18 protein-coding genes and 1 pseudogene are annotated in these 21,626 nt (G+C 44.6%); 17 read left to right on the forward strand and 2 right to left on the reverse strand.

Annotated elements, in window-relative coordinates:
* The first annotated feature begins 133 nt into the window (after nucleotides 1-133).
* Nucleotides 134-688: a hypothetical protein gene (locus WFI24_RS02035; protein WP_336758358.1), complete on the forward strand. Its 555-nt coding sequence runs from the start codon at nucleotides 134-136 to the stop codon at nucleotides 686-688.
* A gap of 348 nt (nucleotides 689-1,036) precedes the next feature.
* On the opposite strand, the gene WFI24_RS02040 is transcribed toward WFI24_RS02035, so the two are convergent.
* The gene (locus WFI24_RS02040; RefSeq protein WP_336758360.1) at nucleotides 1,037-1,519 is read right to left on the reverse strand and encodes a PepSY domain-containing protein; all 483 of its coding nucleotides are present in this window, start codon (nucleotides 1,517-1,519) and stop codon (nucleotides 1,037-1,039) included.
* Between WFI24_RS02040 and WFI24_RS02045 the strand changes: the two genes are divergently transcribed.
* A complete protein-coding gene (locus tag WFI24_RS02045; RefSeq protein ID WP_336758362.1) occupies nucleotides 1,513-2,229 on the forward strand; it encodes an alpha-L-rhamnosidase-related protein in 717 nt (238 codons plus the stop codon). The genes WFI24_RS02040 and WFI24_RS02045 overlap by 7 nt on opposite strands.
* A gap of 178 nt (nucleotides 2,230-2,407) precedes the next feature.
* Here the strand turns inward: WFI24_RS02045 and WFI24_RS02050 are convergent, their stop codons facing one another.
* Complete coding sequence (locus WFI24_RS02050) at nucleotides 2,408-3,724, reverse strand: erythromycin esterase family protein (protein WP_336758363.1); 1,317 nt, start codon at nucleotides 3,722-3,724, stop codon at nucleotides 2,408-2,410.
* Nucleotides 3,725-4,114: 390 nt separating this feature from the next.
* Here WFI24_RS02050 and WFI24_RS02055 point away from each other — a divergent pair, with 390 nt between their 5' ends.
* From WFI24_RS02055 to WFI24_RS02125, 15 genes and pseudogenes are all read left to right on the forward strand, one after another.
* Nucleotides 4,115-4,930 carry a CPBP family intramembrane glutamic endopeptidase gene (locus WFI24_RS02055; RefSeq protein ID WP_336758364.1) on the forward strand — a complete coding sequence of 272 codons (816 nt, stop codon included), beginning with the start codon at nucleotides 4,115-4,117 and terminating at the stop codon, nucleotides 4,928-4,930.
* Between the two features lie 379 nt (nucleotides 4,931-5,309).
* Entirely contained in the window at nucleotides 5,310-5,822 is a 513-nt protein-coding gene (locus WFI24_RS02060; protein WP_336758365.1) for a hypothetical protein, read from the forward strand.
* A gap of 33 nt (nucleotides 5,823-5,855) precedes the next feature.
* A pseudogene (locus tag WFI24_RS02065) lies at nucleotides 5,856-6,071 on the forward strand (M23 family metallopeptidase); the annotation flags it as partial.
* Nucleotides 6,072-6,302: 231 nt separating this feature from the next.
* Nucleotides 6,303-6,638 (forward strand): hypothetical protein, encoded by a 336-nt coding sequence (locus WFI24_RS02070; protein WP_336758367.1) that lies wholly within the window; start codon nucleotides 6,303-6,305, stop codon nucleotides 6,636-6,638.
* 156 nt (nucleotides 6,639-6,794) lie between these two features.
* The gene (locus WFI24_RS02075) at nucleotides 6,795-8,216 is read left to right on the forward strand and encodes a stalk domain-containing protein (protein WP_336758368.1); all 1,422 of its coding nucleotides are present in this window, start codon (nucleotides 6,795-6,797) and stop codon (nucleotides 8,214-8,216) included.
* 146 nt (nucleotides 8,217-8,362) lie between these two features.
* Entirely contained in the window at nucleotides 8,363-9,148 is a 786-nt protein-coding gene (locus WFI24_RS02080; RefSeq protein WP_336758369.1) for a copper amine oxidase N-terminal domain-containing protein, read from the forward strand.
* 122 nt (nucleotides 9,149-9,270) lie between these two features.
* The gene (locus tag WFI24_RS02085; protein WP_336758370.1) at nucleotides 9,271-9,975 is read left to right on the forward strand and encodes a hypothetical protein; all 705 of its coding nucleotides are present in this window, start codon (nucleotides 9,271-9,273) and stop codon (nucleotides 9,973-9,975) included.
* A gap of 835 nt (nucleotides 9,976-10,810) precedes the next feature.
* Nucleotides 10,811-11,737 carry an AraC family transcriptional regulator gene (locus tag WFI24_RS02090; RefSeq protein ID WP_336758371.1) on the forward strand — a complete coding sequence of 309 codons (927 nt, stop codon included), beginning with the start codon at nucleotides 10,811-10,813 and terminating at the stop codon, nucleotides 11,735-11,737.
* Between the two features lie 93 nt (nucleotides 11,738-11,830).
* Nucleotides 11,831-13,738, forward strand: a complete 1,908-nt coding sequence (locus WFI24_RS02095) for a class I mannose-6-phosphate isomerase (RefSeq protein ID WP_336758372.1) — start codon at nucleotides 11,831-11,833, stop codon at nucleotides 13,736-13,738.
* Complete coding sequence (locus tag WFI24_RS02100; protein ID WP_336758373.1) at nucleotides 13,731-14,726, forward strand: ROK family protein; 996 nt, start codon at nucleotides 13,731-13,733, stop codon at nucleotides 14,724-14,726. The genes WFI24_RS02095 and WFI24_RS02100 overlap by 8 nt, the downstream gene beginning before the upstream one ends.
* A 2-nt stretch (nucleotides 14,727-14,728) precedes the next feature.
* The gene (locus WFI24_RS02105) at nucleotides 14,729-17,245 is read left to right on the forward strand and encodes a glycoside hydrolase (RefSeq protein WP_336758374.1); all 2,517 of its coding nucleotides are present in this window, start codon (nucleotides 14,729-14,731) and stop codon (nucleotides 17,243-17,245) included.
* Between the two features lie 920 nt (nucleotides 17,246-18,165).
* Nucleotides 18,166-18,549, forward strand: coding sequence for a nuclear transport factor 2 family protein (locus WFI24_RS02110; RefSeq protein WP_336758376.1), 384 nt, complete (start codon nucleotides 18,166-18,168; stop codon nucleotides 18,547-18,549).
* Between the two features lie 230 nt (nucleotides 18,550-18,779).
* Nucleotides 18,780-19,187: a hypothetical protein gene (locus tag WFI24_RS02115; protein WP_336758377.1), complete on the forward strand. Its 408-nt coding sequence runs from the start codon at nucleotides 18,780-18,782 to the stop codon at nucleotides 19,185-19,187.
* 222 nt (nucleotides 19,188-19,409) lie between these two features.
* A complete protein-coding gene (locus WFI24_RS02120; RefSeq protein WP_336758379.1) occupies nucleotides 19,410-20,336 on the forward strand; it encodes a DUF2268 domain-containing protein in 927 nt (308 codons plus the stop codon).
* Nucleotides 20,311-21,057, forward strand: coding sequence for a MerR family transcriptional regulator (locus tag WFI24_RS02125; protein WP_336758381.1), 747 nt, complete (start codon nucleotides 20,311-20,313; stop codon nucleotides 21,055-21,057). The genes WFI24_RS02120 and WFI24_RS02125 overlap by 26 nt, the downstream gene beginning before the upstream one ends.
* Nucleotides 21,058-21,626 lie beyond the last annotated feature (569 nt).

A 21,626-nucleotide genomic window follows, 5' to 3' on the forward strand; every position in this document is an offset into this window, starting at 1 on the left:
GGTACTTTAACTAGCTGTTGAGGACAAGAACTTGTACCGATTGTAGTTCCAGTATGTGTTAAAATGAGTTTGTTAGGAGCAGTACCTTCTTATTCAAGAGGTTTTTGAAATTGATTTAAGGGAGCGGAAGAAGATGGGGGCAGATTTCACAGCTTTCATAGGCCATAAGTTCAATAGAGATAAAATTGAAATATTATGTCATGCACTAAATTCTAGATCATTAAAGCACGTTGATGAATTCATTAACTTCCTGCTTCCACATAACCCTAAGGATGAGGATAAGCCTTTTACGGTTCATGAAGGAATTGGTGGCACTTTGGAAATCAGTGGACCTTGCGGGATGGATTTTACATTCTCGGAAAAGGTCTGTTATTTTCATCATTATATAAGATGGAGAAGCTTTCTCCTAGAGGAGGAGCTTCAGCTTTATTTAAAGAAAGTTGCTTTCGATTTAGCCCGTTATTTTTCATCAGAATATGCAATTTATGTACCGGACAGTGGAGCAAGAGAGTCAGGGGTACTAGATTTTATTTGGGAAGATGAAAATAAAGATATCCATTATATAATGAATTGGCTTCTTGAACGTTGCGGAAAGCCTAAAGAGAAGATAATTGATATTTATAAAGAATACGAAGATTACTGGGATTCTGAAGGGTATTACGTAGACGATTTTAGTAATTTAAAGTAGGGTTCTCATCCTTAAAAGGGAAACATTAGTTCATAAACTAAGAAGGTATAAACGTGATAGGCCGCTGTTTTCAACTAGTGGTTTGATAATAGGGATCGTTGCAGAAATGCTGACGATCCTTTTTGTATACCTTTAGGAACGGTAGAGAACGAAGAAATTATATTAGAGTGATGATGCCTCATTAAGCCAACGGGCAGAATAGTTGAATTAAATAGTATATTGAGAAGATAATAGATTATTCGAGTTAGGAGAAGCATAAATGAAAAGAAGTGGTGGCCCCACATCGGTACGCAAAAATCTAGGCTGCCCGTAGTGAGGTGTTCGTGGGGTTGCCTAGTTTTGTTGTAGTTATAGGTTGTAATCGATGCCTTCGCCAGCGCCTGTGCGGGCGTTTACGTATACGTGAGAAACCCCTTCGATTCCAGTGACGGGGAATGCATATACGAGCTTGTCGTTGTGGAGCTCCAGCTTTGGCTTACCCGAGGCCTTTATTTTTGGGCCAAGCTTCGCGGAGGCTTGCTCCGCTGTCAGCTTCGGGTGAATTGGGAAGGTTTTATTGTAATTGGAATAATAATTAGACGCATCAAAGCTCTTCAATACACCGGTACGGCGATCAAATTTCCATACGACTTTCATCTGCGGAATGGAGACTTGCTCCCTTACTGGAATATACGTGAGATAAATGAAGGTATCTTTAATCTCTTTCGCTACCAATGTCAGACGTTCGTCAGACCAGCGCGCCATCCAAGTGTCGGCAACTGCGATAACCTGCTTTAAGTCCATAGATTGCTCTAGAGCTTCTTTTTCGGAGATCGGGCCTTTGCGTGTCACATGGAGCACGTATCCGCTTTTACTTAGTGTTGCAGTATAATTACTACGAAGCGAACGGGGACCGGGATACGCTGGAAGAACTCTGGCCGGTGGCATACGAGCAGATTCACATTTCACTTGCCAGACTAGAAGGGCATGGACTTGTACAAGATGATGACACGTGGTATTGCTTCCTCGACTGGCATGATGAACTTAACAAGCAGGCTGGTGCCCAGGCAGTGCTCATTTACAACATGAGAAGAGCGTTGAAGATCGCCCATGATCTGGGAAAATCGGAGCAGGAGGCCTGGATTAGGGTTCAAATACGATATTTATGGGACGAAGAACAGGAATATTTCATTAGTGGGGAAGCGAGACAGGTGTCCTGGGCATCTCAGGTATGGATGATTCTTGCCGAGGTTGTTGATGCGCCTCTTGCCAGGAAGCTGCTCGAACGACTGGAACGCAACGAAAATGCCATTGGCATGGCCACCCCGTATATGGTTCATCATTACGTAGATGCATTGGTTCTGAGCGGGCAAAGGGAAAAAGCCATGGAACATATCCGAAAATATTGGGGCGGTATGCTGAAAAATGGAGCAGACACGTTTTGGGAGCTCTATGACCCGGAAGACAAAACGTTTTCTCCTTACGGCAGTAATTTGGTCAATAGCTATTGCCACGCATGGAGCTGTACTCCAAGTTATATTATAAGACGATATTTTTCATAGTTAAGATTCGGAACTAAGTTCGAAGGAGCTGACCATGTTAGTTCTTTATTCATTTACTGACGCTAAACGATAGTCCAATAAAAAAACAGCAGTCTCCCGTTTCGATTGAACGATTCAGAGACTGCTGCTTTTATGTTGGAATCTGCCTTCGACACCACCAGACGTTTAGGAAGATCCGTTATGTTGAAAATAAAGCTTCTATTGCAACGGGCTGATGCACTTGCAGTGGCTGAAGAGCGCTGGTCCGATCGATATGAATAAACGCATCATAACGATCCGCCATGTTGGAAGGTACATAATTGCCGTAGCGCTCATGATCAGGATTATATACCACACCGATCGCACGGTGGCCAATGACTTTATGCAAGACGGAGGATGCATCGGAGAGCATGACCAGGCCATCCCGGCCTTCACCTGCCCGGTGCATGTAATCCTCCCAGCTTCCTGGCTCTCCAGGTGGAACAATCATTTTCTCCACAGGATCTCCCCAAGCTCTTCCCGCGAGTACCTCACCCTGATAGGTTCCAAAGCCAACGGCAAACACACGGTGTTCCGGGTCCTCTCGCAGCAGCTGACCCACATTCACCATGCCATCCTGTATCATATCCGTTGCCCGCGCGTCACCAATATGAGTATTGTGCTCCCAGACGATGGCTTTGGCAGATTTTCCATAAAAGGACATGATTCTCTTTAGCGATTCAACCATATGTTTATCCCGAACATTCCAGGATTCCGGACCGCCTCGGACCATCGTACGGTAATAGGCCTCGGAGCTTGAAGTAACCAGCATATTGACCTCAGCATTCAGTTCTTCCTCACTACCTGGATGCGCCATGCGCCGGTTCTGCATTTGTTTTAGCAGTTCAACCACTTCATTCTCACAGCTCTCCGAAAGTAATCCTGCCGCGATGCCATAACTCTGATGATCCTTACTGTAAGGATCGAAACAAGCGTATGTACGGCGTGCCTGTTCCAGTTGGGGAGACTTTGTTTCCTCCAAATAACCGATAATGGCCTCCATCGATTCCCACAATGAATACATGTCTATACCATAGAATCCAACCTTCGGACGTTCACTGCTTTCAGTGTGATTCGCTGCATTATGCTCCTTCAGCCACTCGGCAAAATCACAAATATCCGTATTCGCCCACATCCAGGTTGGCCAGCGGGTAAAATCCCCCAGTGCATCGGATGCCGAAGAATCGGATCCCGACATTCCTTTCACATACCGGTTCAGCCGATAAGCAGGCCAATCACCCTCCACGCCGATGATATTGAATCCCTTACTTGCAATCAGTCTCTTCGATAGTTCGGCACGATATCGGTAGAAGTCAGCTGTCCCATGGCTTGCTTCGCCGAGCAATACAATATCTGCATCTCCGATCGCGTCAACCATGCGGTCCAGATTCTCCATGCCATCCAAAGGGATAAATAGGGCGTTCAGTTCTTTCACATAAGCATTCTGCTCTGATGATTGAGAATCATTAGAATTCATAAAGTTATTCCCTCCTATAGGCGGTATGAGTGAATTATTTCCGAATTGCCCATTTAATAACCAAATTAAGCTTTCGTAGTTTATAATCTTAATGAAGGAACAGGACTTCGTCCGATTACCAGGGTGTTATGCTCAGTTACATCGCGGTGGTGCGGAAGCGGATGGCAACGAACCGATTGCTAAATGAATTAAGTCAGCGATGCGCACATTTAAAGTCAGGCTGCCTTAACCTGGATCTGTTCAGTTCCTCAGCCTAACAGAAGATCAGTGTGTCCGTACTGGCAATAAGGGCTGAAAACAGCACCATGCATGATTCGCCAAACGAAAATTTGAGACTAGGTTGAAATGTAGTATTCACATATAACTTCTGAGCAGAGAGAGGGGATAACAGTGATTGACCATCTGTTTAGGTTACGTAGAGTTATCGTGAGTATAATGATTATTCTGGTGTCAGCCTCGCTATACTGGCGGCTAATGTTGTGGTTTCAACAAAGTTATATGAAGTCTGGCTATAGCCAATTACATCATCTTCTCATGGGCGTAACTATAACTCTCCTGGTATTGATAACGTTGTATATTGCCGGGAGATGCAGTAAGGAGAACTTAAAATGGAGGGAACATCGTTCATTTAGAACAAAACTAAGTTCATTTATTACCGGTTTTCTAATCTGGCTCATACCCGCAACATTTGGGGTGACACTATGTATCACTCTAGGTTGGAGTAATGTCAGCATATTAAATACTCCTATTAGCGATATGCTGTTAGGTGCTGGACTTCTCATGATTTCCGTTTTTCTCATTGAGGCACTACCTGAGGAATTGATCTTTAGGGGGTTTGTTTTTAAACTTCTGCAATCAATTCTACCACTTTGGTGGTCTGTTGTGATGATTCAAACGGTACTCTTTTCATTGTTTGCCTGGGTAATCGGTGCATTGTATTCTTCAGAACAGATTCAATTTATACCTGGATTCGCTCTAATCCTAGGCTATCTCCGAGCAGTGTCAGGAACAGTATGGGTTGCGATCGGTTTTCATACAGCCATTATGACGTTTGCCCAATTCCTAGGTCCAATTCATGGGTATGTATGGATAGAAGGCATGAAAGCACTCCAATTCACGGCCTTTGTATTGTTTCCATCTGCATTAGGCGGAATTTTCTTAAGTTTCATATATCCCAAGCCTGATTGGAAGGGGGATATGCCGTAATTAACTAATGAGAAAAAAGTTATATAGATTGATAATGATCTTATTAATGGACCTCTCGATCGCGAACATGTACGCTTCATTATTTGCGTCTTTGCATAATGAGGATCAAGCGATAGACTCGCATGTGCCGCATAGCACCACTAATAGTGGACAAGCGCCACAGACGGTACCTCTTAACGTCATTCCTGGCACAAGACGGGAACACAGCCCAAGCCAAAGCTCAAGTCCAAGAAGACCGCAGCCAGAGAGAATACGAACATCCAGAGGGGTAGAATCTCTTGGGAACTGAAGCGCAGAACGTCAAGCAGCAGATCATGCCGATTCCACACCTAAGAATATTCCGTTAAATCCTTCTATCAACGAGGGGGGGCGACGAGTCATGAAGGGACCAGTGAAAACATGGCTTGGCTCAATTATAGCTTTAGGTATGATAGCCTTACTTATTGGATCGATTTTTGAAGGGAATCGCATTGAAAAAGAACGGGCTGCTGCTGAACAGAAGCAGCAGCCTGTTACTCAGGAGAAGCCGGTTCGCCAGTACACCCCAAATGAGCAAGCCGTATCAGAGAAGGAGGCTGAAGAGGTAGCGGCCCCAACGGAAGAAATGCAAACGGAGATCCAAAAAGTTATTCCGGAATTTCTGAAGGTGTACGTACCGTTCGATGTTGAAAGTCCAACTGATTTTTTAGAACAGTCTAAGCCTTATGTAACTGATAATTTCTATAATGCATTAGAACAGGAGCAACGCCGGCGTACACTAACGATCGTCAGAACCAAGCTGATCAATGTAGATCTGAAACCGCAGAAAGAGGATTGCAGGAACAATGGTAGAATGCAGACATTGAGGTGGAGCATACCGATCAGGACGGCCAAACTCATGCAAGTACGTTAGCCTAGCTGGCAAGATGCGAGTAACCCCAGTAAAGGTTACGGCCAGTATGTACGTGTGGATGATGGGGGCGGCTATGTGACTACCTATGCCCATTTGTCTTCGATCAATGCTCGTGTAGGGGATCAAGTAGCTGCGGGAACTTTGCTTGGCGGGTGTGGGTCAACCGGCAGCAGCACCGAGAACCATCTACATTTCGAAATCATTATCAATGGCAGAAAAGTAAATCCTTTGCCGTTTGTGGGGGGATAAGAGACGTGCTAAATGAAAAAATCATTGTGCGGGTAAAGGAACACGTCCCTGGATATAAGGCAAGACTGTTGGGGTTGCCCGACAAGGTGATATTTTTATTTTCCGGAATCCAATTGGTCATTTGAGTGATGCTGAATACCTGACATGTTATAAGCTTGGCAGAAGTGACTTTGTAGAGCCGTTCAAGCGCTCTACAGAGCGTCAGTGGATCGTGCAGGAAGAAAAACTTTAATGAGCTTTTCTGAGCGATCTATGCCCATTATAGAAGCCTATTGGCAAGAGGATGGGGCAGATGTAGAACTATATTGGTCTGTTATGGAGAAACAAGGTATAGAAAGCCACTGCGCGGATCTGATGCTCTTTAATCAGTATTTATGGCGTAAGGCCAGGGAGCTGGAAGAAAATGAATCGGCGAATCTTAGGCGAATTGATCAGGTTTATGAGATGATCAAGGGCATTAGTAAGATATTTGAGGTTAGAGCCGTGCAAAGCTCAATAGAAACAGACTCTATATATTTCAAAACAGAAGATTCTTTTAGACATTCTCGTTGGTTTCGCTCCAACTAACATTATGTGGTTGAACTGTACCTCGAAAGCTGACTGAACAAGCAAAATGTAATTTCAAAGAACTTTTGGCATAATGGAAAAAGTTGGACAGCAACATTTTATCGGTTATAAGCGTAATTACCATTAGACACCAGTACAAGAGGGGATAGGAACAAAATGAATAAGGTTTTATCAGGACTATTATTAGTTTTGGTGATTTTGGTCAGCTTACCAGGAAAGGCTTATATGGAGCAGGCTCCCCTAGAAGTAAATTTTCAGGACGAGCAGTTGGAGCAAGCCATAAAGCAGATTTTAAAAAAAGATGAAAGTGCGGCCATTATGCAGAAAGATATGGAATCATTAACCTTGGTTGATCTTTCAAATCGAGGAATTAAAAGCATTGAAGGCTTGCAATATGCTTCAAATTTGACACATCTGGACCTGTCCAGAAATGAGATTAAAGATATTACGCCACTTAAGCCATTGACTAAGATTCGCGAACTTGATATTAAGAGCAATCAGATCGCTTCAATTCAGGATTTGTCTGCCATGGCGGATATGGAAATGTTGATCGTAAACCGGAACCAAATTTCGTCAATTGATGTTATCAAGCAGCTTGGGCGACTGCATACATTTGAAGCGAACGATAATCAAATCTCGAACATTACCGCATTATCGTCGGCCACAGAATTAACATGGCTAGAAATGAACGAGAACCTGATTACAAATATTCAGCCCTTGAGCGGATTAACCAAGCTAAAGAATTTAAAGCTAGCGAGCAACCAATTTTCGGACCTGAGTCCACTAAAGCCGCTATCCAAAAGTTTAATGAGCCTTGATATCGGAAGCAATCAAATCTCGGATCTCAGTGAGCTTGAAGGGATGACACTCATGACATCTCTTTCCGCGGAAAACAATCAGATCAAGAAACTAGATCCACTGAAAAAAATGTCTAACCTGTCATCCTTGAATCTAAACTCTAATTTAGTTTACAATCTTGAGCCTTTGAAGTCCCTAAGCGAACTCCATTATTTATATCTAGCGGATAACCGTGTATGGAATTTGGATCCCATTCGAAATCATACGTTCGATACTCATTATGACACGGGAGCGCTAAGATACGCATTGCAATTAAGCGGTAACTATTTGGATTTAAGAAGTACGACCAAAACGTATCAACTTCTCAATAAGCTCGATGGAGAAGGATCCCTCTATTCCCAACTGAAAGCCCAGCGATTAGTAATAGGGAGTAAAACTGCTTACGTTGGAGAGAGTTCCTTTAAGTTAAGCGAAGCTCCGTTTATTGCATCGAGCCGTACTTATGTCCCCATTCGATTTGTATCCGAGCGATTGGGTGCGAAGGTAGGCTGGAACCAAAGCAAACAAGAGGTAACGATCAGCAAAGACAACACGACGATCCGTTGGAAAGTGAATGAGAAGAAAGCAAACGTGAATGGAAAAACCGTATTATTTGATGCAGCTTTACTGTTGAAGAAGAATAGTTCGTTTGTACCCGTACGCTTAGTGTCCGAGTTGCTAGGAACCCCCGTAGAATACATGGCGAACCCCAAAACTGTAATCATATTTGAGCAAAAATAGCTTCATTACGTACTGCTTGATCCCTCCGGCATCATTTGCTGGAGGGTTTTGTGTTATAGACTTTAGTGTGAAGCGATCCGATTTACACCATTATCCATTTAGATTAAGCTAGGGCTGCATTATTAGAACCGTGGGAGGAGTCATCTATGAAAAAAACAATACTCGCAATAATACTTTCTTTAGTATGTACCATACTAATCGGTAATCCAGCGATAAGCTTCGCCGATAATTTTTCGAATACGGTTGACAATGGGAAAATTGAAGATGGACGAATGCTGATTCCATTGCGTGCTGTTTCAGAGAGATTCAATTCAGAAGTAACTTGGAACCAGGCAAAAAAAAGCATTACGATTATTCGTGGCAAACGAGAACTGTCGCTGCGTGTTAATTCTCGCACAGCTTTATTAAATAACGCCGCTTTCATCCTTGATGTGCCAGCAAAAATCGATAATGGAACAACTTATGTCCCCGCACGTGTTTTTGCTGAAACCTTTGGCGGAACAGCGCTGTGGTCCGAACAAGAACGAAAAGCAACCATAACGATCGGTCTGCAACAGGTCTTTATCCATACAGAGCCGCTCAAGCCATGGAGAATGAATCAAGACAGAATAAACATACTTAATGAAAAGATAAATGAAGCCACCGATCTCTCAGGTTATTCGCAAATTCGAACACATTTCAGACCTTATTTTACGGACTCATTTATAAATAAGATCATACACAGTAATGGCATTAAAAATAATGCTCTACTAACAACAAAGGCTGATATTATCTACAGCAGTACCACGGCGGCTAGAATGCACCAATCATCTTACTTTGAAAGCGGTCCTATCAATCTCGAGCTCGTTGATCGTTTTGTATTCTATAAATTCGTTGATAACCTATGGAAGGTAGACGATGTAAATGTAGGCAGACAAATTATTGAGCCATAATACGGACGAGGGCAAGAGTTTGTAACAGAATTTTGGACGATAACTTCATAGGGAGTTTTAGAACAGCCGATCCACATCGATCGGCTGTTATTATTCAGCTAACGGGCAGGATAGTTTAATGAATGAAATTAAAAATAAATACTGAAATGGAGGAGAAAACGTTGAAGAAAATCCCATTAACAATACTATTGTTCAGCTTAGTGTTAGTCGTTTTGGGTTGCTCTAGTGATAAACAAATCGCCTCAAGTCTTTCTGATGAAAGAATAGCAGAACTTCGCAAACAGTACCCACTTTCTCAAGGAAATCCTAGTCTAGCACAAACCGTAGACGTTCCTTTCGATCAAATTCTCGAATTGTCAGATTCAGTAATTATTGCTGAAGTTATTAAGCAAAATCCTAATTTTAAATCTACCTTAACTGCTGAACCAGGGACTCCAGAAGGTGATGCTGCGGAGAAAGACAAAGCCCGAGGTATAGAGCCTTATAAGCCAACATTTGTTTCGTATGAAGTCAAAGTGGACGAAGTGATCGTGGGAGCAGATGTGGAGGATACCATGAACTTATTTTATAATGCTGATTTCATTGGAATCGAACCAGATTTGAAACCCGGCATGAAGATCGTTGCTTCTGTTAAAAAGGGAACCGCACCTGAACAGCAAGGAAGTTATTCTTTTACGAGGTATGCCACCTATTATGTTGTTGATGAGAATTATGTTTTATCTGCTTATCAAGGGGAAAGTGAAGAGATGAAGAGTTTTACGAAACAAACAGATGGAAAAACACTTAATAATCTGGCAGAGCAGGTTAAGGAACTTTGGACGAATTAGGGAACAGATATCTCGATCTTACTGAGTCTTTGATGTATTAAGTAACGTCTTTCCAAATAGATCGATGGACAAGAACATAGTCCGATTGTCGATGAGATGCATTTTTAAATAATAAGTGATGTATTTAAAACCTCAATAGGCAGCATTATAAAGGACTTTTTCCAGAGATAGGCGGATATAAAGAACAAATTCGTCCTGAAAAACCAATGTATCGACACTTAGGTCTGCTGGTACATTAACTTGGTAGCTGGAGTTAGTCCATTGTTAACTACTCGTTTTTGTAGACCATAGCGACTTCCCTTGTTTATAAAGCACTAGATTGCCATCTGTCTGCATGATCAGGTTAAATCTTCTGTCGTTAGATGTAAGGCCTTGTGTGCCATTAAGCATAATGAAGTCCATAGAGTACTTGTGCTGATCGAGACCATTTTTGAGGCTGAAAAGACCAAGAGTGATTCATAGAACTATTTTAAAATGCTAATGATTACAATCTCAAGTGGGTTTAGACAGAGGGCCTCATAGTTCTCATTTTGTTTTCAGTTTCCGAAAGCATAGCATTGAAGTGATTTGAATAATACTTAAAGGAAACAGTCGTTTACCACAGTGATGGCTCCAGCTTTCCACCTAAGCTTTAAGTGAATGAGATCAAGTGGTACGAAATTCAAGAATCGTTTCTGGGAATCCCGGAATGGTGCCGTATTACGCTGTAGTGGTTCTCCGGCACCGAATTTTATCTTTTTCTTAGTGGAGAAAATATACAAAAAGGCAGACTGACTTCTGGTTTGCCTTTTTGTTGTGCAAACGTATAATGAGAGCTTGAAGGGGGAAGAGGGCTATGACTATCGAATCGAGTTTTCGCCGGGCCAATCACATATGCAACCGTTATATTACGAAAGTGGAACAGGCGGGGCTTTCAGTGTCCGTTTTATATTGGGGATTCATGCCCGACCATTTCGACAATGCCCTTCACCGTCATTCCTTCTTCGAGGCCTGTTATGTGGTAGACGGGGAAGGAAGCTACTTTGAACAAAATCGGCAGTATGCTTTAAATAAAGGTACAGCGTTTCTATCTCTTCCAGGCGAATGGCATCAAATCCGCAGCCAGACAGGTCTGACGCTTTGTTACGTCGCTTTTGAGCTGGATGAAGTCCCCACAGATGCTTATTATGCCAAATCCTTCCGACGTCTTGCCGAGCTTGGACAGAACGTAGTCCCGCAAGCAGACATTACGCCGACCGGCCATTTATGGCAGGCTCTTATTGCTTCTTTTGACTTGCCGGGGGCAACGCTTTCTCTTGCTGTGAAGCAAATCTCGGCTTCTCTGCTGTTATCCATAGCGGATTTGCACGCTCCTGCACCAGCAGATTCGGCCGACACAGCGGAACAACCAGCGGAAACCAATACATTATTCCGCCAGGCTAAACGGTATATAGATGATAATATGAACAATGAGCTTACGCTTGTGACGGTGTCAAAGCACCTTCACATTTCGTCCCGCCACCTAACCCGGCTGTTTCAGGAAAACCTGGGGCAATCCTTCGTTCACTATATCCAGGAACGGCGTGTGCAACATGCCGCCTGGATCCTGTTAAATGAACAGACTCCAATCAAAGATATTGCCATCCAGTGCGGGTTCCAGTCCGTGCACTATTTTACCCGGATTTTCACACGCGAGCTTGGCGTTTCCCCGGCCAAATTCCGCCGCATTCAGTTTGCCGAAGGCCGTTCCGGCCAATTGCACTACCCTCCTAAGATGTCCTGATTGTACAAAAACAGAGCTTGATCGTTCAAAGACAGCCCCTCCAACTCCCTATACAATAATGACATAAATCGATAGAGAGCTGGAGGTGCAGGCATGCCACGAATAACCCCCTTGACCTTTAACGCCGACCCCGTCAATTTCATCCGTCTTCGGCCAGATCACGAGACCAAGTCCGGGATCTGGAATGGGTATGAAGAATGGCTTGAGCAAATTTGGTCCGACGGTGCCCGGAGCGGTTTGCGTCCCGTTTATATGATCATTGACGGTACACACGGTGCCCCGTTCAGCGAATGTATGGAAAGGCTCCGGTCGCGCTGCCGCCGGGAGAACAGGGTTTTAATTGAAATAGACAGCACTGATTATTTGAAGCCTTCAGCAGATCTGCTGAAGCAGTTTCACCCTTATCTGACCGATAATCGTGCTTTTGGCGTTGTGGCATCGGACGTAACCGTTGAGGATTATTTCAGGCCAAACGCACAGGCGGCTTGGCTCAGCGATATGGAGTATCAGCTGCAGCTTTATGGTTACGCCGATAATGCAGAGCCCCACCTGCCAAATAGTGATCAGTCGGCCCCCATCGTTGTGACCTTCGGGCCCGGCGCCGGCTTCCTATCAACAGCAGCGGAGTCGGCTAACGTTTCTCTTTTTTGCGACTTATCCAGAGAGACTCAACAGAACCTGCACCGGCAGGGGATGGGTTCCCTGGGATTGGGACCATGCGAGGATATGATCGAAACCTACAAACAGGCCTTGTTTTTGGAATGGCCCGTCTGGGAGACATATCGGAAACGCCGCTTATACAATTTTGACTACTATATAGATATGAACAATCGGGAACAGCCGGTTTTGGTCACCGTCTCCATGCTTCAACGACTTTTGGCTTCTGCAGCCAGACAGCCTTTTCGAGTAAAGCCGTTTTTTGCGCCGGGAATTTGGGGCGGACAATATTTGAAAGCGTTATGCGGCCTGCCCCGGGGATGGGATAACTGCGCTTGGGGTTTTGAACCTGTCGCGCCGGAAAATACCCTTTTAATTGGATATCGGGATTTTATATTGGAGCTTCCCTTTTCGCTTCTGCTATCCGCTCATCCGGTAGCAATTTTGGGAGAGCGCAATGTTCGACTGTTTGGCGACTATTTTCCAATCCGGTTTGATTATCTCGATACGATAGACGGGGATCATCTGTCTTTGCAGGTTCACCCAGAGCAGACTTACATCGAGCAGACCTTCAATGAAACGATGACGCAGCAGGAATCCTATTACATTATGGAGCAAAAGGAAGGCCCCCAACCTTTTGTGGCGCTGGGCTTCACCGAAGGAACAACCGGGGAGGAACTTATTCAGGCGGTTGAAGCCGCACATGCCTCAGGAGAACCGCTGAAGGTCGATGAATATGTGAACATCTTGGATGCGAATAAGGGTGATCTGTTCCTGATCCCGCCGGGAGCTGTTCATTTTTTGAGTAAAAATAATCTGGTACTGGAGATCTCTTCGACAACCTGGTGGTTTACCTTCAAAATTTATGACCATTTGCGGCTCGATCGAGACGGGCGGCCGCGGCCGATTAACAGCGATCATGCCAGACCGAACATACTGGAGCAATTTGACACCCATTATGTTCATAAACATTTGGTAGCCGTCCCAAAAGAATGCCGAATCCAGGGAGCCAGCAGCGAAGAGCTGCTGGGTGAGCGGGAGGATCTGCTTTTTCAGGTGAAAAGATTGAAGCTGGACGGAGAGTGGATCGACGATACGGGTGGAGTGTTTCTCATGTTTAACCTCGTAGAAGGCAACCGTGTGCGGCTTACTCCGCTTGGTAACGAGGCAGCGGCCGTGGAGTGGGGGTACGCAGAAGCGTATATCGTTCCCGCTTCAGTCGGCGGTTTTCGCCTTGAGTCGCTGGGCGACCTGCCGTGCACCCTGATTCGGGCACGGGTTTCACCAGGTTGGAACATCCCCCTGCTTCCTCATCACTGGAATCCGGTGAACGCGGATGAATAACGACGTCACCATCGCTATTGATGCTGGGGGAACTTTTTTGAAGGCTGGCGTTCTAAGAGGGGGGCATCTATTGCCCGAGCTCTATGTCACAAGGCCGTCGCACTCCGATGGCAGCCCCTACGAAATCACCGCTAATCTGGCAGCCGTGATTCAGGAACTTGCCGCTGCCTACGTCGCCTACATGGAGCGGGGTGATTCCGATAAAGAGACCGCGGAAGCGGCCAGCTTTCTTAACTTTCATATCGGCTTTGCTATCCCCGGTCCCTTTGAATACGAAACAGGCATTTCCCATATCCGGGGATTGAATAAATACGAGCAACTCTACGATCTGAATTTAAAAACGCTGCTGCGGCATAAATTAATGAAGCTTGCGTCGGAAAGCACCTCTCCCGCATGGATTTCCCGGCTGGCTGCCGCAGATATTCGGTTTGGCAATGATGCTGCATTGTTCGCCCTGGGAATCAGCAGGCTTTTTCCTCAAGAGAGGTTGCTGTGCCTTACGCTAGGAACGGGCCTCGGCTCGGCTTTTATTGAGAGCAGGTCAATTGTCAGTGGAAAATGGGGCATTCCCGACTCAGGCATGTTATATGCTGAGCGATTCAAGGGAGAAACCGCCGATGATCTGTTTGGAGCTCGAGGAATTCTGGCCTTGGCGGACCGCCTTGGTGCCAGAAGGGACGGAGAAGACGTGTACCGTCTGGCCATGGAGGCCAGACAGGGAGTCTCCTCCGCCATCCGTGTATGGCAGCTTTACGGACAGCTGCTCGGGGAAATGCTGCGTCCGTACGTGGCAGCGTTTCACCCCGCACGTCTGATCCTGGGCGGACAAATTGCCGGCACCCATGAATTGTTTGGTCGCGCACTTTCAGAAGCACTGTTGCCCGAGAAGGTTCCTTTGCATTATGAGAAACAAATGCAGGAGCATGTGTTTCATGGGATTTCCCAACTTGTAAGCGGTACCTATTCCACGAATGAAGGAGAAAAATAAATATGACGCTCGAACGACAAATCAAACAGGCAGTTCTCCCTACGCTTGATCGGGAATGGAAAATATACGTCATTCACCATTCCCATACCGACCTTGGTTATACTGATCGACAGGAAAAGATTGAGCAATATCATGTCGATTTTATCCGTCAGGCGCTGCATATTGTTAATGAGGCCCATAATGGAATAAAACCCGAATGGAAAGGATTCCACTGGACCTGTGAGACATTCTGGGCTGTGGAACAATTTTTGAAGCAAGCCGGGGATGAGGAGAAAGCTGCATTTGCCGACGCCGTGCGGCGCGGTGATATTGAGTTATCCGGTACTTATCTGAATATGACCGAACTGCCCGACATGCTGTTGTTGAACAAAATACACGGCAAGGCACAGCGTTATGCCGACTCTATCGGTTACCAAATAGACAGCGCGATGACGGCGGATATCAACGGCTACAGTTGGGGATATGCCGACAGCCTGCTGGATAATGGGATCCGGCATTTATTCAGCTGTATACATACCCATCACGGTATGTATGCGCTGGGACGCAAGCAGTCTCCCTTCTGGTGGGAGGCCCCAAGCGGGGAACGCCTGCTGGTCTGGAATGGAGATCACTACATGCTTGGCAACGAACTTGGCTTATGCCCCGGTGCGCTTGGCAAATACATGATTCGTGATGAATTTGGCCACAGACGGATGGAGCCGGCACACATTCACGATCCAATCGCCAATACTCGCATCCACCGCTACTTGGCTCAGCTTGAGGCGGAGCGGTATCCGTATGATTTCGTACCGGTGATGCTGTCCGGGCTGCCTACGGATAACGGATCTCCCAACAGCGCAATCATAGAATGGATCGAGGCGTGGAATCGACGAAGCGGGGAGGTGGTCTCCGTGGAGATGATCACCTTGAGCAGTTTTTTTGCCCGGCTGAAGGAGGAAGGGACAGACGGACTGCCTGTTCATAAAGGAGATTGGCCCGACTGGTGGACGGACGGCGTTAGCTCCACGCCGATGCATACCCAGATTTATCGGGACGCGCAGCGTACGCTCCGTAAGGTGGAAAAGCTCGATCCTGAACAAAAAAGCGTCAGTCTCCAGGACATTGAGGCTGTGGAGCAGTCGCTTGCTCTCTATGCCGAGCACACCTGGGGTTATCATTCCTCTGTGTATGAACCTTGGCACAAAAATGTGCAGCTGCTTGAGGTTCGCAAGGCGGCACACGCCGCAGAGGCAAGCAGGCTTGCTTACCGCGCGCTGGATCAGGCGCTGCTGGCCGATAATGCTGCCACCTTGTACCCAGGACGGCCTTACCGCTTCAAAGTCACGAACCTGTCGGAGCGGGAGGTAACCGAGTTGGTTCAGTTGAATCTCGAAGGATGGGAGCCGGATGAACTGTTGAACGGAGTAGAGGTGATCCGGGAGGACACGGGAGAAGTACTGATCCAGCAGTCAACTCACCCGCAGACGAGTATAGTGGAACTTAAGCTTCAAAGTATGGAGAATTGCATACTGATTCTGCGCCCGCTTCTGGTAGCGCAGCTGGATCAATCTTGCTTAACGTCAACCTCCAACTCCAAGCTGATCGGTGCCGATCAGGTGTACGATATGGAGGATATGTATACGTTGACGCAGAGCAGCCTGCAAGCGCCAATCACCGTTTTTCAAAACGGGCTGGAGTCGCCTTTTATACACTTGACATGGTCGGAAGATCGAGGTGTTTTCTCGTGGATCGATAAGGAGACTGGCCGTGAACTGCTCAAGCCGGATGATTCGTATGGTGCTTTCACACCCATCTATGAGGTGACGAATCCGGCGAATCCGGCGGATGCTTCCCAGGTGTGGAGCATCCGTTCAAGAATGGGGCGCAACCGTAAAGGCCTGAACGTGGATCGTTCGGTTGGTCAGCTCGTCTCTGTCCGCGCAGTGGATAATGGACCGCTATTCGCTACGGTTGAGCTAGGCTATCAGCTAAAGGGCATCGCCTATTTCTCATTGTTCCTGCGGGTCTATGCTCGGCAAAACCGGTTGGATATTTCGGTACGGTTGCATAAAGAGAGCGTTTGGAATCCAGAAAACGTATATCTGGCTTTACCTTTCACCTCGGGAGGCACGGGGCCGGTTACCCTGTTTGCTGACAAGCCGGGAGGGTTGGTTCGCCCGTGGAAAGATCAGATTCCGGGAACCTGCCTGGATTATTCCTCTGTGCAGTCGGGCATTGCCTGGCAGGATAACGACCGCAGCCTACTGCTTGCTGTCCCGGACACGCCGCTTGTGCAATGGGGGACGCTGGATTACGGACTCCGAAAGGTACACACCCAGCAAGCGCCCGATGCTCAACCAGGAGCCTATGCCTGGCTGATGACGAATTACTGGGAAACGAATTTTAAGGCCACCTTGGGCGGCTTCTATGAATTCCAATATTCTATTTCGGCCGGTGGCAGACTTTTGGCAGAAGATATGGCCGCAGCTCTGCAAGCGCTGAACGAACCGTTTGTAGTTGCCCGGGTCAACGAAAAATAAAATAAACCGATAGGCAAAAGCCCGGACTCATATTGAAGTGCACCCTTTAGAACAGACATTGAATAAACCCATGGTTTAACCAATGAAATTCTTGGGGTGCCTTTTTGTACTGCTATAAAGCGTTCCTGCCCAGCATTATAAGCTAAATTGTATGTACTCACGACGTTTAATTCATCGGAATTTTCACCAAACCAATCCGCAAATTCCAAGCGCACTAAATGACAAGCTGGTAAAGGGAGATCTGAACGATGAACCGGTTGTCGAATTTATTAAGGGCAGCCGACCAACGTGATCGGCTGCTTTTGTTTAATTAACTGGGCACGATAAGTTGAAGTTCGGGGAGAAAAAATCCCTTACGTCCGGCAAGTTGAAGTCCATCTTATACCTACATACTCGTGTCAATATAGACTTGTCCGTCTTTGTCTGCTTCTTGGGTATTGTTGTACTCTACGGCCGTGCTCAAGGATATCGGATTAGACGCTCACCCAGCGATGTGCGGGCATGAGTAAGAGAGGATGATTATTTGTATTTTTCTCTGGTCTCTCTCTTCAAATATGTGCGACAGGAACAGAACATTATGAAAGGTAGATAACCTTGTTATATTATATTCATCCATTGAAGGGGGGATTGCACAATCCAACATCTCATCACTTCCTTTAAAGTTATTCATGTTGTATGTATTAATATATGATTCTACTAATCGCAACGATAGTGCTTCTACCTATTAATAGGAGAGATAGAAGAAAGGTCCGGGTGGATTCCTTTTCTGTTCCCGGCGAACTCGACGCTGATCAAAGTGATCGGCTGCTTTGTTCAACTAACGGGCAGATTAGTTGCAATATATGGTAATATTACATTGAGAATAAGTTGCCTAGGTAAACAAGGGTACCATCTTTTTTGTAAAGGAGAGGAGTATGGTTATGGTTAGTAAAGAAATAAGGGACATAATTGAAAATTATCTTGAAGCATACAATTCATTTGAAATTGAAAAAATGGTCGGACTTTTACATAATGACATAATATTCAGGAATATTTCCAATGGAGAAACTACAACGGAGACCAGAGGAATAACAGCATTTAGGGAGTTGGCAGAACAGTCGTCAACGATGTTCTCCAGCCGTCGCCAGACTATTACCAATTACTGTGTTATAAATAACAAAGTAGAGGTAGGAATCGATTATGAAGGTATTCTTGCCGTGGATTTTCCTAATGGATTAAAGAGTGGGGATAAGCTGCAATTAAAAGGAAAGACAACATTTGAGATTAAGGAAGGAAAAATTTCTTTGATTGAAGATTACAGTTGAATACACCACACGTTTTTTAAGCTAACGGGAAACGTTAGTTCAGATTAGCATGGAGCAGTTCGCCGATTGGCAACTGCTCCGTTTTCGTTAAGCTAACGGGCAGTATAGCGGAATAACGAACCATATGAAGCAGGGTAATAGTGTTTTGATTTATGTAATTACAATGTATTGACATTGTAATTACAGTTGGGTTACAATTAACATATTCAGGCTAAGGGGGAATCAATTAAATGGATACGAATTTACAAATACGAATATCAAAAGACATGAAAGAAAGTTTTCAACAGGTTGCTAAGGATAATAATAAAGATACCTCGTCACTAGTGCGTGACTGGATTTCAACGTATATATCTGAACATCAGCGAGTTGATGAAGAAATAGCAGCTGAGCTATATATGGCAGGGTACCAATTACAAGAAGCGCTTGGCGGGAGAGAAAACGTAAGCAATGAGTTTGCAAAACAATTGCAGGAATATTCCTTAACGAATCAAAAAGAATTCACACAGCGGATACTAACCACCTACATGGACCTTGATATGACAATTCCTTCATGTCTATCGAAAACGTATAAAGGGTTCGCTTTTTCTCAAATGTTTTTGATGGGCTTAATTGGGGAAAAGCCGAAAGAGAGTTTTTAGGTGAATAACTTAATTAATGGGTCAGCTTTTAGAACTAACGGGAAACTATAGCTTAATGATGACCCGAAGGCAGCCAACGACTAAGATCGGCTGCCTTCGCTGCGCTAACGGGCAGGATAGTTTTAAGAACGTGTAAATTAATTTTGATTCAAGGTTCTTGACTATGACGTTAGGTCATAGTGCATAATTCTCTCTAAGAATTCATAACTAGGAGTGAGAGAGATGAACATAAGATCACTGCGTTCAGACCAAATTTATCAAAAAGTTGCCCAAGCTTCGCCCGAGGAAAAACTGGAATTATTCCGAAACGAATTGATGGCCCCCTTTATGAAACAATGGCAAATTCAACAGATCCCTTTTAAAGCTGAAGAGGCAAATGGTTTTGACGTTGTCACGTTTAATAGTATGATGCATCGATCCCCTGCTCAGATTACCCAGCAGATCTCATCTGAGATAGAGTTGATTTCGTCAGATTCTTTTTGGTCAGAGTGCGAGGATGCTGTAAGGAAAAGCCTTCGTCTATTTATTGAACATGAAATAAATCTCCCTGTATCCGAATATTTGTTTACCGTTCAACTAGGGAATCCGGAAAACCGTGCTTTAACAATAAACGAAGGATATAGCGGATTTGGGGGCATTCCTGGGTTTATCTGGGGTACACTCTTGCCAAATGAGTACACGATTCCTCGAATGAAGGTTTCGCTGGCGCACGAATGCAACCATAATGTGAGATATCAATTTATTCAGTGGGATCACACCGTTAATTTGGGCGAGCTCATTGTAAGTGAAGGATTAGCTGAAAACTTTGCTGCATTCATGTTTGGAGAAGAATTGCTCGGCCCTTGGGTAACGAAAACAAATGCGGAAACACTTAACAGGCGTATTAAGCCCGTGCTCCGAGAGCAATTGCAATTAACGGGGTTTGATCAATTTGCTCCGTATCTTTACGGTGATGAGATCGCAGAACTTCAGAACTTTAAACCGGTCAATATGCCATACAGTGCCGGCTACGCTTGCGGATATCATTTAATCCAGTATTACTTAAGAAAAACAGGAATAACTATCTTTGAGGCAACAATAACGCCTGCTGCTCAAATACTAGACGAAGTAAAAGGATTTTGGGATGAAGAAACCATTATTAGCGGTTAAAGATATTGTTCAGATTACAGGCATTACAGCCCGGACTCTGCATTATTACGATAGAATCGATTTATTTAAACCGACACATCTAACGGAAAAAGGGTATCGCTTATATGATCGAAGCAGTTTGGAAAAACTTCAAACCATTTTGATCTTAAAGGAATTGGATTTTTCCTTGAAAGAAATTGCGGACATTTTAAAGCTAACCAGGCAAGAACAGAATCAAATATTAATGAAGCAGAGACAAACTTTATTAGCGAGAAAACAAAGACTGGAAAACATCATGACCGCTCTCGATGAATACGTTTCGGGGACTGATATTAGTAACTTGCAAATCTTCAACAGTTCCTCCGTTTTGCCATTGAAAGAACAATATTCAAATGAGGCGAAATTCATTTATGGTGAAACAGAAACGTATAAAGAGTTTGATGAGACGTTGGAAAGTTTATCACCGGATGAAAAAGAGGAACGTTTTCAATCCATGGAAGAAATATACAAACAAATTGCGTATTGTATCCATCAGGATCCTTCCTCCGATGAAGTGCAGCGATTAATCGAAGAGTGGAAAGAAAATCTAATGCAATTCATGACATGCGATGCAGAGTTACTGGCTTGCATTGCCCATACCTACAAATTCGATGCACGATTCAAAAGCTACTTTAATCAATATGGCAATGAGGATTTAGCAGATTTTCTTTACAGCGCAATTATGCAAAATATCAATCAGTAATCATCTCAATGAATGGTAAATGCTCAACAATCACTCCCCAAGGTAGCTTGGACCATGACGATCGTCTATGTGACATAACCTATAGTCGGGATAAGACAGTATATTCTAATGCTGCTAGAATGCATGGACACCTTACCATTAAGCGAAAAAAGGCTCCTTAAACTTTATGCCTGTGGAGAGCTTAATTATTTTCTCTAAGATTTAACATACTTTCGAGTGAGTAAATAAATAAAGTTCTCATTATCAGAGAATAAAAAAATGAAGCTAACAAGTTAAAGGTCTACAAAGAACAGTTGGAATACGCTAGCGAAATAACTGACCAGATTAATGGCCGGAGATGTACCTATGATATTGAGTGCAATAGTACTTGTGAATGTTATTTTTATTATTACTTCAATAAAAAACGGTGGCTAGACTAAATGAATTGGTTACACAAGCTTGTGATGAGAAGATAGAGGAGGAAAAGAAAAATCAGGAGAATTTACAGAAAGAACAAGAACATAATGAACGGCATGAACTTAGTGAACATTTAAATAAAAGAGCTGAGTTTAACCGAAAAAAATCCGGCT

Source organism: Paenibacillus sp. USHLN196, assembly GCF_037144955.1.
In the GTDB taxonomy this organism is placed as follows: Bacteria; Bacillota; Bacilli; order Paenibacillales; family Paenibacillaceae; genus Paenibacillus; species Paenibacillus xylanexedens_C.